Origin of the sequence: Serratia sp. N21D137 (genome assembly GCF_047530005.1) — a bacterium.
GTDB lineage: Bacteria > Pseudomonadota > Gammaproteobacteria > Enterobacterales > Enterobacteriaceae > Chania > Chania fonticola_B.
The window spans coordinates 1-16,563 of sequence record NZ_JBLJAJ010000013.1 but is presented as its reverse complement, the minus strand read 5'-3'; the positions used below and the strand labels follow the sequence as shown (position 1 = coordinate 16,563).

Annotated in this window: 13 protein-coding genes; 4 read left to right on the top strand and 9 right to left on the bottom strand. The window is 51.2% G+C overall.

Features of this window, described 5'->3' with window-relative positions:
- Nucleotides 1-198: 198 nt before the first annotated feature.
- Nucleotides 199-654, top strand: a complete 456-nt coding sequence (locus ACMV5H_RS12235) for a hypothetical protein (RefSeq protein ID WP_021806704.1) — start codon at nt 199-201, stop codon at nt 652-654.
- Complete coding sequence (locus tag ACMV5H_RS12230; RefSeq protein WP_414821911.1) at nt 641-2,959, top strand: response regulator; 2,319 nt, start codon at nt 641-643, stop codon at nt 2,957-2,959. Before ACMV5H_RS12235 ends, ACMV5H_RS12230 begins: the two co-directional genes overlap by 14 nt.
- 10 nt (nt 2,960-2,969) lie before the next feature.
- On the opposite strand, the gene ACMV5H_RS12225 is transcribed toward ACMV5H_RS12230, so the two are convergent.
- The 6 genes from ACMV5H_RS12225 to ACMV5H_RS12200 all read right to left on the bottom strand — a co-directional run bounded on the left by ACMV5H_RS12225 (nt 2,970) and on the right by ACMV5H_RS12200 (nt 11,905).
- A complete protein-coding gene (locus ACMV5H_RS12225; protein WP_414821910.1) occupies nt 2,970-3,410 on the bottom strand; it encodes an ATP-binding protein in 441 nt (146 codons plus the stop codon).
- Nucleotides 3,411-3,438: 28 nt separating this feature from the next.
- Nucleotides 3,439-3,777: an STAS domain-containing protein gene (locus ACMV5H_RS12220; RefSeq protein WP_021806707.1), complete on the bottom strand. Its 339-nt coding sequence runs from the start codon at nt 3,775-3,777 to the stop codon at nt 3,439-3,441.
- A 21-nt stretch (nt 3,778-3,798) separates the two neighbouring features.
- A complete protein-coding gene (locus ACMV5H_RS12215) occupies nt 3,799-5,094 on the bottom strand; it encodes a PP2C family protein-serine/threonine phosphatase (protein ID WP_115157987.1) in 1,296 nt (431 codons plus the stop codon).
- Nucleotides 5,095-5,162: 68 nt separating this feature from the next.
- Nucleotides 5,163-7,604 (bottom strand): glycogen/starch/alpha-glucan phosphorylase, encoded by a 2,442-nt coding sequence (locus ACMV5H_RS12210; RefSeq protein ID WP_414821909.1) that lies wholly within the window; start codon nt 7,602-7,604, stop codon nt 5,163-5,165.
- Nucleotides 7,605-7,935: 331 nt separating this feature from the next.
- A complete protein-coding gene (locus tag ACMV5H_RS12205; protein ID WP_414821908.1) occupies nt 7,936-11,283 on the bottom strand; it encodes an autotransporter outer membrane beta-barrel domain-containing protein in 3,348 nt (1,115 codons plus the stop codon).
- A 229-nt stretch (nt 11,284-11,512) separates the two neighbouring features.
- On the bottom strand, nt 11,513-11,905 hold the full coding sequence (locus ACMV5H_RS12200) for a hypothetical protein (protein ID WP_258557340.1): 393 nt from the start codon (nt 11,903-11,905) through the stop codon (nt 11,513-11,515).
- 363 nt (nt 11,906-12,268) lie between these two features.
- On the opposite strand from ACMV5H_RS12200, the gene ACMV5H_RS12195 reads away from it, so the two are divergent.
- Both ACMV5H_RS12195 and ACMV5H_RS12190 read left to right on the top strand, forming a co-directional pair.
- Nucleotides 12,269-12,901 (top strand): response regulator transcription factor, encoded by a 633-nt coding sequence (locus tag ACMV5H_RS12195; RefSeq protein ID WP_414821907.1) that lies wholly within the window; start codon nt 12,269-12,271, stop codon nt 12,899-12,901.
- Complete coding sequence (locus tag ACMV5H_RS12190; protein ID WP_414821906.1) at nt 12,898-14,676, top strand: ATP-binding protein; 1,779 nt, start codon at nt 12,898-12,900, stop codon at nt 14,674-14,676. Before ACMV5H_RS12195 ends, ACMV5H_RS12190 begins: the two co-directional genes overlap by 4 nt.
- Nucleotides 14,677-14,679: 3 nt before the next feature.
- Here the strand turns inward: ACMV5H_RS12190 and ACMV5H_RS12185 are convergent, their stop codons facing one another.
- Genes ACMV5H_RS12185 through ACMV5H_RS12175 form a run of 3 tightly spaced genes read right to left on the bottom strand, consistent with a single transcriptional unit; the run spans nt 14,680 to nt 16,317 of the window.
- On the bottom strand, nt 14,680-14,970 hold the full coding sequence (locus ACMV5H_RS12185) for a heavy-metal-associated domain-containing protein (protein ID WP_021181095.1): 291 nt from the start codon (nt 14,968-14,970) through the stop codon (nt 14,680-14,682).
- The gene (locus tag ACMV5H_RS12180) at nt 14,967-15,329 is read right to left on the bottom strand and encodes a mercuric transporter MerT family protein (protein WP_414821905.1); all 363 of its coding nucleotides are present in this window, start codon (nt 15,327-15,329) and stop codon (nt 14,967-14,969) included. Before ACMV5H_RS12180 ends, ACMV5H_RS12185 begins: the two co-directional genes overlap by 4 nt.
- Nucleotides 15,301-16,317 carry a transglutaminase-like domain-containing protein gene (locus ACMV5H_RS12175; RefSeq protein WP_414821904.1) on the bottom strand — a complete coding sequence of 339 codons (1,017 nt, stop codon included), beginning with the start codon at nt 16,315-16,317 and terminating at the stop codon, nt 15,301-15,303. The genes ACMV5H_RS12180 and ACMV5H_RS12175 overlap by 29 nt, the downstream gene beginning before the upstream one ends.
- Nucleotides 16,318-16,563 lie beyond the last annotated feature (246 nt).

The following is a 16,563-nucleotide window of genomic DNA, read 5'->3' as shown; positions in this document are numbered from 1 at the left end:
CGCAGAACGCCCCCCGCTCATAGCCAAAAAACCATGCGCCATAACCACCTATCCTTGCGCTTCCCCAAGCGTTAACTAGACTGATTTAATGAAAACGACTTGCTCTCTACACGAGAAGTCATCACCTTCCCTGGCCCTCCCTTATAGGATAACGGTGCCATACCAACTATCGGGTAACTAGCGAAAAGAGAGCATGCCGTGAGTACCAACTATGAAGCGTTGTTCAATAGCAGTTACGATCGGATCACCGCCAAAGACCAGGGCGACCTGTTTTTCTCTCATTTCTACCAATTATTCGTTGAAAGCACGCAGGGGCTGAAAATTCAGCCCACACCCGAGCATCAGCAAGCGCAACAAAAAATTATCTACAAATCCTTTTTTTATATGCTTTCTGTTGCCACTAGCCATATCGTGGCCGACTATCTGGAGCACGTGGCGCGGGAACAGAGTTCCCAGGGTTTGAATCTGCCCGCGTCTGTTTTTGCCTATTGGCGGCGAGCCGTTTTGCAAACGGTACGCGATCTCGATCCGTTATGCGATGAAGAAGTCCTGACCGCATGGGCAATTTTTATGGCCCCAGGGTTGGAGTTTATGCGGCGGCAGGCAGAGTTGCACCATGATGCAGTGCAAGGCAATAAAAATGCACGCCAATAGCAGCTCTATCCCAAATAGTAACTTTATTCTGGCGGCAGAAAACTCACGTATCGGCATCTGGGATTGGGAATGTACCCAGGATCTGTGGCAGGTTAACGATGCCTTGAAATTACTGCTAGGGGTTAATCGTGAGAATGGGGAGTTTTCCTCATCGCTTTGGCAACAGGTCATTCATCCTGATGACTTACCGCTGGTCCTACGTTGCCTTCATCAAGCCAACAAGGCGGTATTACCCGTTTTTGACTGTGAAGTGCGTGTCAAACACAGTAATGGTGACGAACACTGGTTACTGATCCAGGGGCAAATCATCAGCGTCAGTATCAAAGGGGAAGTGCAGCGAGTCATTGGGACTTTACAGGATATCACCGAGCGCAAGGAAGCAGAGGCCTCGTCCCAGCAGGCCGTTGCATTAGCCCACGCCGCGAACCAGGCCAAGAGTGAATTCCTGGCCAATATGAGCCATGAAATCCGCACGCCAATGAATGGGATCCTGGGCATGTCTCAATTGTGTCTCGAAACCAATCTGAATAAAGAACAACGTGATTACATCAATATGGTGTACTCCTCGGCTCGCGCCCTGTTGAAAATCATCGATGATATTCTCGACTTTTCGAAAATAGAGGCGGGGAAAGTCAGCCTGGAGTTTGAGGACTTTTCCCTGCGCCAGCTAATCCATGAAATTACCCGCCCTTTGATGCCCAAGTTTTCCGAAAAGGGAATTGAGCTACTGGTAGACATTCATCCTGAGGTACCGACCATTCTGCATAGTGACGCCCTGCGTTTACGACAGATCGTGACCAATCTGATTGGTAATGCCCTCAAGTTTACCCATACCGGTGAAGTGGTTTTACAGATCGCCCCTTCACTCTCCACCCCGAAGATGCTGACATTCAGTATTATCGACACCGGGATCGGTATTGCCGAAGATAAACAGGCGGTTATTTTCGAATCTTTCAGTCAGGCAGACAGTTCAACCACCCGCAAATACGGCGGCACAGGGTTAGGATTAACCATTTCAGCCCGTCTGGTTGCCATGATGGGCGGCAAACTGCAGGTTTCCAGCCAGCCTGGCCACGGCAGCCACTTCTATTTTTCCTTGCCTGTTACTCCCTCGTCAGCCCGTACGACAATAACGTTGCCGGCCCGGTTGAATGGGATGAGCGTATTAGTGGTGGATGATAACGAAACCAACCAAAGGTTGCTGTTTGACATGCTGCGCAACGTTGGTCTCAAGCCACAAACGGTCAACTCTGGCCAGGCCGCACTGGAGCTAATGGCCACTGGCCAGCGCTTTCCGCTGATCCTGCTGGATTCGCAAATGCCGGAAATGGATGGCATGGCACTAGCCCTGGAGATCAGGTCAACGCCGGAGCTTCGCCAAAGTAAATTGATCATGCTCAGTTCAATGGGGAATCGGATAGACACAGGCGTATTGCGTAAAGTGGGCGTTTCAAGCTTTTTAACCAAACCTATCGATGCCAACGAGTTACTAGAGGCCATCATAGCCAGCTTTATTCCGCAAGAAATGGCCAATCCTGAGCCCGTGCTGGAAGCACCAGTAAGGGTTACAGGGGTTGGGATACACATTCTGGTGGCGGAGGATAATCTTATTAATCAACAATTGGCGATCAACTTTATCCGTAAATTGGGTCATACCTGCGACGTAGTGGGCAACGGTAAATTGGCGTTGCAAAAGTTACAGCAGGATCAATACGACCTGGTTTTGATGGACCTGCAAATGCCCGAAATGGATGGGCTCGAAGCGGTACAACACCTTCGAACTGGCGAACAACAGCAACCAGGCCAACACATACCAATCATTGCCATGACCGCACATGCGATGAAAGGCGATCGTGAAAGATGCCTGGCCCAAGGATTCGACGGCTATGTCAGCAAACCCATTCTGTTGGATAATCTTGCCAGTGAGCTCGAGCGAACCCTGAATGCGGCTCAACCACGCCCAGAAGACGAGATCTTCGATTATGCACAATCACTGACGCAGTTAGGCGACGATCAAGCCTTATTTAACGAGTTGGTGGCGATCTTCCTGGAGGAATTCCCCTCCTTGACTGGTGCGCTACATGACGCCATAAAGAGACAAGATTATGAAGCCATCAGGCGCAGCGCCCATCGGCTAAAAGGAGAGTGCCTGCACTTTGTTTGCCAGCCCCTGGAAAGCAGGTTAGGCAATATTGAGCAGGCTGCGGCAATAGCCGATTGGCCTGAAATCACGGCTCAATATCGCGGCGTGGATGAATTATGCCAGCGGTTGCGGACCTCCCTCGCAGCGGCAAAGGAAGCCTGATGCCTCCGTGCTACGACAGGTTCTTAGTCAACGTCAACCTATTGCGGCCATTAGCCGTTTCATACTGCACCTGATCCATTATGGCTTGAATCAATATCAAGCCCATCCCGCCTTCCGGCCAACTGGTTTGATTGAGAGGGTCTGGAGCCAGGTCTGAAGGCTGTCGCCATTGCTGTAAAATGTTCTCTGGTATCGGCAAACCAGTATCCGAGAGAGTGAGCGTCAAGCGATGACCATCATTGACCAAGGTAATAACGATGCTCTGCGTATCATCATAATTCACCGCATGTCTGACAATATTGCTAAAGGCTTCACTTGAGGCCAAATCAAGCTGATAAACCAGCGCGGGATCCAGCGAAAACGGTGCAACAAAGTCATGCAGGTCGTTGCTCAGCTTCGCGAGGCTGTCCAATGATGCCGGTAAACACAGCGTAGTGTTGGCACTTGTCATATGACATTCCCTCAGCGCAAGGCCAGATTCAACCCAGCATAAGCTTCAATGCCGCAGCGCGATCGCTGCCGATAATAAAAATCCGATCCATCCGCGTGAGCTTGAACATATTCTGAATGTTGCTGTTCAAGGCGCAGAGCGCCAGATCGCCGCGGCCACTTAATGTCTTGAGAATAGAAACCAGCGCGCCGAGGCAGCTACTGTCGATAAACTCGACATGGCTGAAGTCCAGCAGGATGCTGTTTTTACCCTGCTGAATAAAAGACAATACTTCCTGCTTGAACACCGCGGCCACTGACGCATCAAGGCGACGGACCAGAGGAGCAATGATTTCTACGCCACTCTCAGACTGGATCTCAAAGTTCATAACGATTCCTTTTTCACAATGTCATAGTTGTTCTGGCCTGGTAAACGTTGCTACACCGATACGTTCCACAGCCATCAGCGAGATATCATCAGCAAAGGACTGCATCAGCCTTGCGTGCGGTTTTTGCAAAGGTTCATGGCAGCGCCAGGCGTTCAAGGCATTTTCCACCCTGGCAAACAGTTGGTTCTTAGCCAAATGCCGGTTTTCGCTTAGTAATGTCTGTAAGCGTTGGTCGCCGTAGAGTTCCTGACTGTGACTCTCACATTCAATGATGCCATCGCTGTAAAGATAGAGCCGATCCCCGATGTCGAGGTTAAAATCACTATCCTGATATTCGGCTTCCTCAAACAGCCCCACGGGCATACCTCCGTCCCCAACGCAAACCCTATCTCCGTCTGCGCGGATGATAAACGGCGTCGGATGCCCAGCCTGGCAAAGAATACCCTTGCCGTTACGGGTATCAATGACACCATAAATCAGCGTGTAATAACTGGTGACCTGCTCATTATCCAGGCAAAAACGCTGATTCAACTCCCCTACTACGCGGTGCGGTGCCACAGGAGTCCTTTCCCCCTCTGCCGAGAGTTCCAATAACAAATGACTACTGATTCGGCCCGCCATAAACTCACGTAGAACCGCCAGTGACAACATGGCGGCGCTCACGCCATGCCCGGCAACGTCTACGCTAAAGAAAGCGATGTGGTACTCCCCCAGCGGGAAATAGTTTAATAGATCCCCCGACACATATGCCGAAGGTAAAAACATCCAGTCAAACTCGAACCCAGCCAATAACAGGTTATGGGCAGGCAGGAAACTATGCTGCAGCTTGGCTGCCACCTGCAGGTCCGACTCTATTTGTTGATAAGCATAAGTGAGCTTTTCATTACGCGCTGCCAGCGTGCTTTCGAGCGTCAACACGCGTTCTGCCGCGTGTAGCCTGGCACGAAGTTGGCTTTGATTCACCGGTTTCGATAAAAAGTCATCGGCACCCGATTCCATTCCCGTCACCAAATCGTCCAAAGACTGGCGGGCCGTGACTAGAATGACATAAACGTAATGGCCGAAATCGCCACTGCGGATAGCCTGGCACAGGGCGACTCCGTCCATCACGGGCATTTCCCAGTCGCTGATGACGATATGGATTGACCGTTGGTTCAACTTTTGCAATGCCTGCCGACCATCTTCAGCCTCACAGACATTAAATCCCCATTTCGTCAAGGCTGCCGCCATCAGATGCCGATAGCTTTTTGAATCGTCTACAATCAGCACGCTCACTGGCTGTGTCTCCGAAGGCTGACCGAGGGTAAGCGGTTCCATACGTCATGATCCCATGTTCAACTCAGGTTGAAGTCACCCTGACCGAGGCCAGTTCTATTGCGATCCCCTTAACAAGGGATCCCCCAGATTTCGTTGGCATACCCCTTGATAGTGCGATCGCTTGAAAGGCCCCCCATGCCAGCAATGTTCAACAGCGTCCGCTGGTGCCACAACTGGGGTTGGGAAAAATCATGCAGTGCCTGATGCTGGGCCTGACGATAGCTGTCAAAATCCAGCAAATGGCAGTAGTGATCGCCCTCTGTCAGCATGCGGTAAATCGGCTCAAACAGCGACTTGTCCAGATTGAAGCGGCCTGATACCAAGGCATCGACGGCCTCTCTGATTGCCGGATCATCCTGGTAGACCTGATTATGGGACCCCGCCTGCCGATGGGTGTTGATTTCAGCCGCATCGGCACCAAACAGATAAAAATTATCGGCCCCCACCGCGTCACGGATCTCAATATTGGCGCCGTCCATGGTACCGATGGTCAACGCCCCGTTCATGGCAAACTTCATGTTACTGGTGCCTGACGCTTCGGTGCCAGCCGTTGAGATCTGTTCTGAAAGATCGGTGGCAGGAATAATATGTTCGGCCAACGAGACCTTATAATCCTCCAGGAACACCACGTTGAGCTGCCCTTTGGTTCGCGGATCGTGATTAACCGTCCTTGCCACTTCATTAATCAACTGAATAATCAGCTTGGCCATGGCATAGCCTGGCGCGGCCTTGCCAGAAAACAGGTGGACCTTCGGCTGAATCAGAACATGACCAGACTCAACAATCCCCAAATACAGGTGTATGACGTGCAGAATATTCAGCAATTGCCTTTTGTACTCATGGATACGCTTTACCTGGCTGTCAAACATGGCTGCCGGATCGAGCTTTATCCCCTGATGAGTGGCGATGAGCCGGCAAAGCGCCTGTTTATTATGCAGTTTAATGCTCTGGATTTCCTCTAGGGCTGCACTGTCTCTGGCCAGCGTTTTCAATCGTTGCAATTCATCAAGCTCGGTAACCCAACCGGCGCCTAACTGGCGGGACAAAAATTCGGCCAGGTTCGGGTTGGCTTGCTGGATCCAGCGCCTTGGCGTTACGCCGTTAGTTTGGTTGGTGAATTTTTCCGGGGTGATAAAATAAAAGTGCGGAACCAACTGCTGTTTAATCAGCTCGGAGTGCAATTTAGCCACCCCATTCACTTTATGGCTGCCAACGATGGCCAGATTAGCCATACGGATTTTTTTCTCGGGCCCTTCTTCAAACAACGAAAGTGAGGCCAGCAACTCCGGTTTGTCTGGCCATTTCTGAGCTATATCGGCAAGGAACCGATGGTTGATTTCGTAGATAATCTGCAGGTGGCGTGGCAGCAACTTCTCAAACAGAGCAACAGGCCAGGTTTCTAACGCTTCCGGCATCAACGTGTGGTTGGTAAACGCGCAAGTTTTTTGCGTGATGCTCCAGGCCATTTCCCAATCCAGCCGGTATTCATCCACCAGCGTACGCATCATCTCGACGATGGTCAGAGCCGGATGGGTATCATTTAACTGGATGGCAACCGCATAGGGTAATGCTCTGATGTCCTCCGAGCGCTGAGCATATTCTTGCAGAATATCGCGTAAGGTGCAGGCAACCAGGAAATACTCTTGCGTCAGACGCAATTCCTTACCTGACGGGATCTCATCGGCCGGATAAAGTATTTTCGAAATATTTTCTGACGCTATTTTCTGGCTTACCGCCCGCAGATAGTCACCGCGGTTAAATATATGAACGTCGAATGAATCAGAGGCGCTGGCACTGTATAATCGCAGTTTATTTACCGTATTACCCCCATAGCCGGTAACGAAGTAATCATGCGGTACACCCACGATGACCTTCCAGTCCATCCACATAGGATTGTAGTTGCCATCAATATCTTCACTCTCTTCGATATGACCACCGATAGGGATCAGCATCAGCTGTGAAGGGTGATCAATCAGCCAGGGAGAATGGGTGCTGTGCCAGTCATCCGGTTGTTCAACCTGCTTGCCATTCTGTATGGATTGTTTAAACAGACCATACTCATATTTGATACCATGGCCTGAAGCGGCAATATCCAACGTGGCCATTGAATCGATAAAACAGGCGGCCAGTCGACCTAATCCCCCATTACCCAGTGCGGCATCCGGCTCTTGATTAATAATCTCTTCAAAATCAAAGTCTAGCTCACTCACAGCCTGTTTAGCACTGGTTAGCAACCCCAGGTTCATCAAATTATTACGCAGCGACTGGCCGAGTAAAAACTCCATCGACAAATAGTAGAGTCGCTTAGGCCTTGCTTCCTCCTGACAACGTTTGGTATTGAAGAAGCTATCCAACTGGTAATCTCTCAGAGCCAGAGCCAGGGCATTAAAGATGTCTGTTGCGGTGGCATCTTTAAGCTCCAAACATAAATCGTATCTCAACTTACTAATCAAACTGTGCTTTATCTCTTCAACTCCAGGTATTTCAACACGTTTTTGCTTAGTCTTCATGTTAATCCCTATTAAAGCCTTCAACCCAATTGGTTAACTCGACGATGAGAAAGTGGATAGCGTTCAACATTGCTCTGCAAAGTGTAGACGGTTTTATGGCCGCTTGGGATAAAATCGCTAAGTATCAAATTTAAATAATTCAAGCGCCTATGCATTGATTACCCAGATATGAAAGTTACCCGAGTTGCGCCCTAAGGTTCTTTATATCTGCTTTGCTTGAAGAGACTGACGTTAACACCTGAAAGGATCATGGCGTCGTGGAATATAATACCGGCGCTGAAAACGTTGAAACCCACGCAATTGCGTGGGTTTTCATTTTCTACCTATTGGATCAGAAGTTGTACCTCAACCCCAGTTGGCCATTAACGTCGCGGAAGTCATCTTTGCCCCCCTGGATGCCAATATTACCGGAGGTACTCCAGCCTTTACCCAGTTCAACCTGGACGCCTGCTTTAGCCTCGTAAACATTATCGGCCAGTTTGTGGTTCACCCTGGTTCCGTTCATCTCGATCGCCGCGTCATTACCACCCGACCACCAGTTCAGTTGCAGGAACGGTTGGATCTGCTTGGCCGCAGGATCCAGTGAATCGCTAAACAACCGGGCACCAAGACGAGTCGTGGTCTGATTTTTACGCTGCGCCGCAATCTGGGTGCCGTTATCTTCAGTGTGGGCATCGCCACTATAACGGGTAAAAATCACCTGGCCCTGAGGCTCCAGATACAGGCCGCGGCTTGCATCTTCATACAGCGCTAGTGCATAACCTAATTCCAACGATCCACTCCAGGTATTGGACTTATACTTTTCCTGTGCCAGCCCACTGCCGTTGACCTCGTTATCATAGCGACCATATTGCAGCCAACTGTCCAGATAGAGCCCGCTTGGTGCTTGAGCATTCTGGTACCAGGTCCCGTAAATACCCACGCTGGTTCCCGTGACTTTGCCTTTGGCATCACGCCCGCTGAGATCGGAAGTCGCCCTGGTGTCAGCACTGCCATAGCCCAGCATCAAGCCCGTATGCAATCGGCCTTCACCAACGGTATGTTGTAATTCTCCACCAATCTGCATGACATCAAGATCCGTCTTGACCGACAACTGCTCGCCAACCACGCCGGCATCAAGATTATTACGCTGGGCTCGTATCCAGACCGCGCCCTGGCCGTCCTTGCCTCTGGCGCCAAATCCAGGCTCCCCAAGACGATCGGTGCGGCTATGGTCGAACATATGCGCGGCGGCATTCTGATTATTCAGATACGCGGCAGCATCAACACGCAGCAGAGAAGGTTTACCGCTGGTCGGCGGTGTGATCGGCCCTGGTTTTTCAGGCTCAGGGATCTCTGGCTTAGGTGTTTCTGGATTTGGGGTTTCGGGAGTCGGTATTTCAGGTTCTGGTGTCTCAGGCTTCGGTTTTTCTGGTTCAGGGATTTCGGGCACGCTAACTGCCTCAGAACGTAAGTACCAGTTGCCGTCGGCAGGATCCTGTTTCCCCCCTTTATGCAGCAGATATTCGTATGCACCTGCGACAACCGGTTTTTGCAGGTTAAACACACCGTCAGACTCTTTAGCAACGCTGATCACCTCAATCCCTTCAACCGTTGCCGCGCCCTGCCCGCCAACGTTGTTGATCTGTAACCACGACTGACCACTGCTGCTGCCGGTGATCACCAGGCGATCGGTCACCGAGTCATCCCCCCCGAGTACCGTATTCAGCCGCAGCGTACCGCCTTCGCCTTTATAGCTGCCGTCGCCGCCGCCAAAGAAGCTGGTGTTGGCCAGGGACAATGTCGTTCCTGCCTGGCCATTGCCTCCCAGACTGACTGTGCCCGCGTTACTTAACCCACTAAAGATAGAACTGAAACCCGCCAGATCCAGCGTTCCTGCGTTACCCACGTTAAAAACGGCAGGGCTTAAAAAGTTAGCACCAAATCCATTGGCTACCCCTGCCTGCAGCGTACCGGCGACAACGTTTACCGTACCGCCGAAAATATTATCTGTAGACATCATGCGGGTAATCCCCGTCCCCAGATGATTGATGGTCCCGGCACCACTCAGCTTGGCAGAGAGATCCTGATTATCAGTGTAATTGAGGTTTACAACGCCGCGGCTATGCACAAAGACTTCTGGCGTATCCAGAAAACCGGCTTTACCGCCAGTACCGATGTTGAGCACCGCCTGTTTAACCGAACTACTACCGGAAAAGGTACTGTTACCGACCCGCACTACACCTTCGCTGCCCACTTTGACCACTGCGCCATCAGTGACCGTCAGGGTGCCATCGCCGTTATCCCCACTGATGTTGATATATCCGGCCGACAGCAGCGTGCCTGTATCCTTGACCAGAACCGTGCCACTTGCGGGTGCAGTACCGGTATAAAGCTCACGCTTACCGATAGCCATACCGTCAAATTTGCCACCCGTGCTGGTCACTTGCGCACCGTTGGCGATGGTCAGGCTGCCGACACCATCGACACCAACATCAAGCCCGGTTACTTTGATTGAGGAACCCGCTCCGCTGATCAGCACATTGCCCTGACTTTTGATACGCGCACCGATACGCATTGTGCCTGCCTCAATGCTGCCGCCGTCGATGATATCCATCTGCCCTTCGCCGCTGTTGCCTACAGTCAGCGTTGCAGCCTTCCAGCTTGATCCATTCCCCGAAATCAGCGCGGTCCCTTTCCCGCCGAGACTATCACCTATATAACTGCCAGAGCCGCGGCCATTGAGTAGTGCACCGTCGGTAATACTGACCTTTCCTTCGCCTTTTTCACCTACCCTGACAATGACACCGCCGGAGGTCACTACCGAACCGACTCCGGAAAGATTAAGCTCGCCATAGGCACCGGCCGTTGTGCCAATGCTGAGTTGCTGTGCTCCAGCCTTGGCACCATTGGTCACGTTCATCACCCCTTTACCGGCGTAGCCCACATAGATGTTTGAAGAGCCGTACATGTCGTAATACAGTTCGCTCCCGGCCCCGTCGACATTGATGGTCCCTTCGCCACTGGCATCATGACCCACGATCACTTTGTCGAAGGTATCCATGCGAAATTTTCCGCCATCAGAAAGGGTTAATTCACCCACGCCTTGCTTGCCCACAATTATCTGATGGCCTAATAATTGCGAGCCCGCGCCCGCGATCGTCAACGCCCCTTTAGCACCGTTCTTCACGCCCAGCTCAATAAATGCAACGTCCAGCGTTCCGCCATCAAGTACGGAAACGTTACCTTCGCCACCCACCCCCACTTTCAAGTCCTGGCCGTAGAGGGGATCGTAGTTGTAGAGTTTCCAACGTGAGTCGATACCAGAGATTGAAGCACTGCCAACAGAGCCTGCTTCTCTACCCAGATAGCCAGCCCCTACAGTCGTTGCCTTAGCGCCATCGCTGACGGTTAACTTGCCTGAACCGGTGTCACCAATCACCAAATCAACGCGGCTACCCGTTTTCCAGCCATCCGGCTTGGTGCCCGGTACAGTTTCTTCTGTGCCGCCATCAATCACGATTTCAGCCGCGCCTACGTTTCCTACTACTCCAACCAGACCCGCCATCGCCAGAAGCAAACTGGGAGTCACTCCGACTTTACAATTTTGTGCGGATTTGCCACCAGCGCGGGAAAACTCAGCAACGGGGATCATAGTGCCGGTATGCCGTTGGCGTACCAAACGATAAATTTTATTCATATGAAAAACTCCTCCAATGAGTTTAATTTGTCTTGGGGATATTATGTAAGACGGGTTTAAGCGGAAATAGAAAAAACCATCTTGTTAGTTATTCAAAAAAATCATTATGATGAGAGTTCCCTGGTGTTTTTATTCTTCATCACTGATAAGCAGGAATGCCCCGGATGTTCATCCGGGGTAATGTAAATCCAAGTATTATTTAACCGAAACGCAGCTAACGCAGTTCAATTTACATATACCAATGGTCAACTATCCCTTTACTGTCGAAATCGATATAAATACGCGTCCCATGGTGTTCAGTATCGCCTGACATTTTAGCCGATGCCTTGGCTGCACTGTCTGAAGCATTCGATGCCGTGCTAGCCATGCCAAGAGCACTGGAAACGGCCCCCGCTCCGGGGATGTAGCCAACAATGGAGGAAGCCGTGCTCAAGTTGCCTCTCGCTTCATACTTCCATACTACACTACCATCCGAACTCACGTCCTGGTCATCCGGTACACCATAAATTGCCTGCACCTCGGCCTTGGTGGTCTTGTGAGGTATAATATGGGCCTTCATATACGATGCACTGAATTTGTCTTCCCCCATGCTACTGCATCCGACAAGCAGAAAAATCACCATCAACTTCCATATAGATATACGCATGTCTTGACCTAATATTCAAAAATTTATTATTGTCGCCAACACCAATTATTAGCGACAGTGATTCGTTAATGGCGGTAAACCAGAAAAACTTGCGCACTCCAGGTCTGTTTCATTAATGACATTTGATAGTACTTCTTAACAATGTCATAATAACTAAGAATTCGCCTATCCCCTTAACCGCTTATTAACCTAGCATAAGAATATTTTTATCATGATATAACTACAACCCTACCAAAGTAGGGTTTACTTAAGGTGACCATATTGGTAGTTTAGTCAGGCCACTGATCTGGCATGCCATGATCAATGCAGGCGTTACATTGGAGACAAAAGGAAAGTGACGTGAGTAAGCCCTATGCATTGGTCGTTGACGATCACCCAATGGTAGCGAATGGCATCGCCGTTTTTTTAAATACGCACTGTGGTTACCAGCAGGTGTATGTTGCCTCCAGCCGCAAAGAGTGCAATAGCCATATCGCAGAGAACGGCTACCCCCACTTGTTGGTACTGGACTTCTGGTTGTCTGATGGTACAGCACTCCACCTCATTAAAGAGTTGCTACAGCAGGATGCCAATATTCGGCTGCTGGCCATCAGCGGGGATGAAAATAACCAAGTACAACATAAAGCTCGGGAGGCTGGGGCGCACGGCTTCGTTCACAAGCACGACTCATCACAAACCTTCCACCTTGCCGTTACCGCGCTTCAGCATGGGCAAGTCTGGTTTCCTGATAGCTCGGAATTGACCTGTTGTCCGTCATCAGCCTCTCACGCGCTGGAATTCGGGCTCACCAAACGTCAGACAGAAGTGCTGGCGATGATGCTGCGCGGATTCTCAAATAAACGTATCGCCCTCGCTATGGCCGTGTCAGAGCCGACGATCAAAGAGCATATCACCAGTATCCTTGGCAAGCTGGGTGTCACCAACCGCATCAAAGCCATTACGTTGCTACAGGGGCGCCGCTTCACGCTATGAACCCAATCAGCGATAAAACCACGCAAGATATCAACCCGCACTCACAGCTCCGGTTATTGAACGATGTGTTGGCACGGTTGGTATTCAGCATCTATGCGGTCCCTTTCGTCGGGATCGTATTTGCCATCTGGCTCTATCAACTGCGCTTACCGTTAACCCCGATCGTCTGCTGGATTGCGCTGTACTTTTTAGCCTCGCTGTTTGTCTGGTTATGTCATCGCCACTATCGCCGTAAGCTGAGTACGACAACAGAAAACACCATGCTGGCCCAGTGGCTGCCTTGGGTCAATCGGCTGGCATTGCTGCATGGCATCGGCTTGTCTTCACTGGTGGCAGTAACGGCCATTAACCCCTCCTTTGATTTTATTCTGCTGCTCAATATCAGCATCGCCGCTATCGTTGCAGCCAACGCCACGCATCTGACCCCACTGCTGGGCGCATTCCAGCGGTTTTTCATCAGTTGTTGGGGGATCTTGTTGCTATTAATCCCCTGGCGATACGGTGATACCTGGCCCATCATTGTGTTGCTTAACCTCTTATATGGCTTTGCTATTTATCGCCATGCCTTGACCTCCCATGCGTTCTTCCTTCAGCAGGTCCGCCTGGAAGAGGACAGTATCCTGCTGGCTGAGCAATTCCGCGTGGCAAAAGAGGAAGCAGAGCAGGCATTGCAGGACAAAAACCTGTTCCTGACTACCGCCAGCCATGACCTTCGTCAACCCATCCACGCGATGGGATTCTTGATAGAAGCGATCATCCATAAGAATCGCGATGCGCTGTTAAACCCACAACTCCATGATTTGCAACAAAGCGTGCGTTCTTTGCATTTAATGTTCAACTCGCTGCTGGACCTGACCATCATTGAAAATAAAGCCGTCAATGTTCCCCAGACCCAAGTGGATCTGGCACCGTTAGTTGACTCGATCGTCACGCTATTTCGTGAAGAGGCAAATAACCGGGGTTTGATCCTGCGCTCAAGGCTTCCTCGACAACGCTGCGTAGCATTGGGCGATCTCTCATTGATCAAACAGTCGTTAATCAACCTGACGCACAACGCGCTACGTTATACCCAACAAGGTGGGGTGTTGATCGCAGTTCGTCCACGGGGCAAGGATTGGTTACTGGAAGTGTGGGATACGGGGATTGGCGTTGCAGATGCCGAAAAATCCCGCATATTCTCCCCCTTCTATCGCCCTGAGCTTGCCTGGCGAATAGACAGCGCCGGGCATGGGTTAGGCCTGGCCGTGGTAGCTAGATGCGCGAAACTGATGAAAGTCGAGTGTGCGATGAGTTCGATTGAAGGCAAAGGTTCACGTTTTTGGCTGCGCCTGCCAGCCAGCAATACGGTTCCCGTCATGGAGCCATTTGCCACAGTGCAAAAGCCCCTCCTGATTGCACATCGAGCACTTTCAGGCACCTGTCTGGTGGTCGATGACGACCCTTTAGTCACCTCCGCCTGGACAAGCTTGATGCAGGCCTGGGGCGTAACGGTTCGCTGCGTTGCCTCGGCACAAGAGGCGTTTACCGAGCTTGAGAGCGGATTCTCCCCCCAGGCCATTTTGTGCGATCAGCGCCTGCGTTCGGGTGAAAGTGGCTTCGACATTTTGCAGGAGTTATTCCACCGGCTCCCGCAGGCCAGCGGGGCGATGGTAAGCGGTGAGTTTAATTCGGCGATATTGCAGCAGGCAGAAAGCGAGGGGTATATGGTGTTGTATAAACCACTGGAACCCTCACAGCTTCATGCTTTGCTTTCACAATGGCTAAATGCTGAGTAAAAATTAAGGAGCTGGCGCCACACTCTGGATTTCGCCGCTATAGCCGGTGCGGGAAATTGCCGTCAGCAATAGCTGATTATCAAAACCTTCGGGCACAATCACCTCCGCCTGGTGCGTTTTCAGTGAGGCTTTGGCCTTAATCACCCCATCAGTAGAGCGCAACGCTTTATTGATAGAGATGACGCACAGTGAGCAGGTCATGGCTTTGATATCAATAGTGACTTTCTGATTCTCCGCCCATAGCCGCGGCGCAATGAGCACCAGGGCCAACAGCAGAAAAATGCGCTTTTTCATTCCATCATTTCCCAAATCCAAGGTAATACGTAGGGGTAGGTCATCAACGCCAACATCAACGGTACTGATAGCCAGTAAAGCCAAATCAGTACCCGACGGCTGACGACGTTCACGCAAACCGGGCGTGGCGACAGATAAAGCCGCCAAAATCCTCGCAGCATCAATCCGATAGCCACAATAATCATGGGCCACTGCAACCAGGATAGCGCCAGGATCCCCGTGAGCCCGGCAGCCGAGATACCAAACACCAGATACAACAACGGCCCGAGGCAACAGAGTGTTGATGCTGCGGCGGCAAGCAGAGCCGCCAGCAGCGTCACTATGCTGCCCTTAACGCTGTTCGACAGAGACATAGTCATAGCTAAATTCGGCCGGATCGTAGAAGTTTAACGGGTCGCCATCTACTTCAGCATAGGGGTAACCAAAGTTATTGAGATCCCCCTGCTCTGCCTCTGGCGAAAGCGCGAAATCACGGGCGTAGTTAAAACCAACCCAGTTCATTTCCCAGTTGCCGAACAGGTAATCGTTGACGGCTTCAACGGCGACATCGCCGTTTTCTTTTTTCTCTGCCAGACGCATTTTAGTAACGTCGGCCGGATCGGCCGGCAACCAGCCGAAACCTGCCAGCCAGAACATCGCCCGGCAATGCTGCCCGCCGCTGACTTTTGCCACGCCTTGCTCATCAGCGCTGCCAAATGCCTTCTTAGAATAGCTCCCCAACTTGCGGGATGCGCCCAAGCGAATACCAAACATCTCACGCGCCGGGATCCCGCTGGCACGGCACAACGCGACGAACACGGAGTTGATATCGGTACATTTCCCGCCCAGCTTGCCGGCCTTAAGGATTTGCCCCACATCACCAGTACCGCAGCCAATCACCGCATCGTCGCGATGCATATGGGTTCTTACCCATTCATGAATTAGCCTCGCCTGCTGTAAAGGAGATTTCTCACTGCCTATAATCTTCAACGCCGTTTCTTTCACTAGCCCATCCACCGGAATATGTGGGGTTGCGTTAAGATAGGGTTGTATCTCTGCAGGGAAAACCAGATCGGTTTGCGGGAGGTGCCATTCGGCCAGTTGGTTGCTCTTCAGCGGTTCCCAGTCCAAGGTTTCAATCAGCATTTCCACTTTCAGTTCCATCGGGCCTTTGGAATCCGGCCAGGAAGCAAACAACGTTTTGGCTGCGTAGGTATTATTTGCCGTGAGGTAGGCCTGCTGATAGTTGCCAGAAAAAGAAATGTGCTTCAGTTGCTGGAAGGCGGTGTCCTGGGGGACAGGGATCCACAGATTGGCCTTACCTTCTGAGCCTGCTGGCGCTTTCAATTGATACGTTTGTGTCATCACAAAACGTCTTCTGTTATCCACGCAGGTTGACGCCGGGATATCCGTTTTTCGCGACTCAGACCAGACCGGGCTTATCAGCCCAAAAGAAGATAATGCCGCCGCCCCCTTGAGAAATTTACGCCTATTAGGCGACAATTACTCTGACCTCTGTCGCGTCAATTACTTTGGCCGATTTGTAAGCTAAGCGTCCGATTTCCCAACTAATGGAGAGGTTGTGGCGCTTAACGACAAGCAGGTCAATCTCTA

Excerpts from the sequence above, each read along its gene's own strand:
- ACMV5H_RS12225 (WP_414821910.1), bottom strand. The coding sequence starts at position 3,410 with ATGACAAGTGCCAACACTACGCTGTGTTTACCGGCATCATTGGACAGC.
- ACMV5H_RS12205 (WP_414821908.1), bottom strand. The coding sequence starts at position 11,283 with ATGAATAAAATTTATCGTTTGGTACGCCAACGGCATACCGGCACTATG.
- ACMV5H_RS12220 (WP_021806707.1), bottom strand. The coding sequence starts at position 3,777 with ATGAACTTTGAGATCCAGTCTGAGAGTGGCGTAGAAATCATTGCTCCT.
- ACMV5H_RS12230 (WP_414821911.1), top strand. The coding sequence starts at position 641 with ATGCACGCCAATAGCAGCTCTATCCCAAATAGTAACTTTATTCTGGCG.
- ACMV5H_RS12190 (WP_414821906.1), top strand. The coding sequence starts at position 12,898 with ATGAACCCAATCAGCGATAAAACCACGCAAGATATCAACCCGCACTCA.
- ACMV5H_RS12215 (WP_115157987.1), bottom strand. The coding sequence starts at position 5,094 with ATGGAACCGCTTACCCTCGGTCAGCCTTCGGAGACACAGCCAGTGAGC.
- ACMV5H_RS12185 (WP_021181095.1), bottom strand. The coding sequence starts at position 14,970 with ATGAAAAAGCGCATTTTTCTGCTGTTGGCCCTGGTGCTCATTGCGCCG.
- ACMV5H_RS12180 (WP_414821905.1), bottom strand. The coding sequence starts at position 15,329 with ATGACTATGTCTCTGTCGAACAGCGTTAAGGGCAGCATAGTGACGCTG.
- ACMV5H_RS12210 (WP_414821909.1), bottom strand. The coding sequence starts at position 7,604 with ATGAAGACTAAGCAAAAACGTGTTGAAATACCTGGAGTTGAAGAGATA.
- ACMV5H_RS12200 (WP_258557340.1), bottom strand. The coding sequence starts at position 11,905 with ATGGTGATTTTTCTGCTTGTCGGATGCAGTAGCATGGGGGAAGACAAA.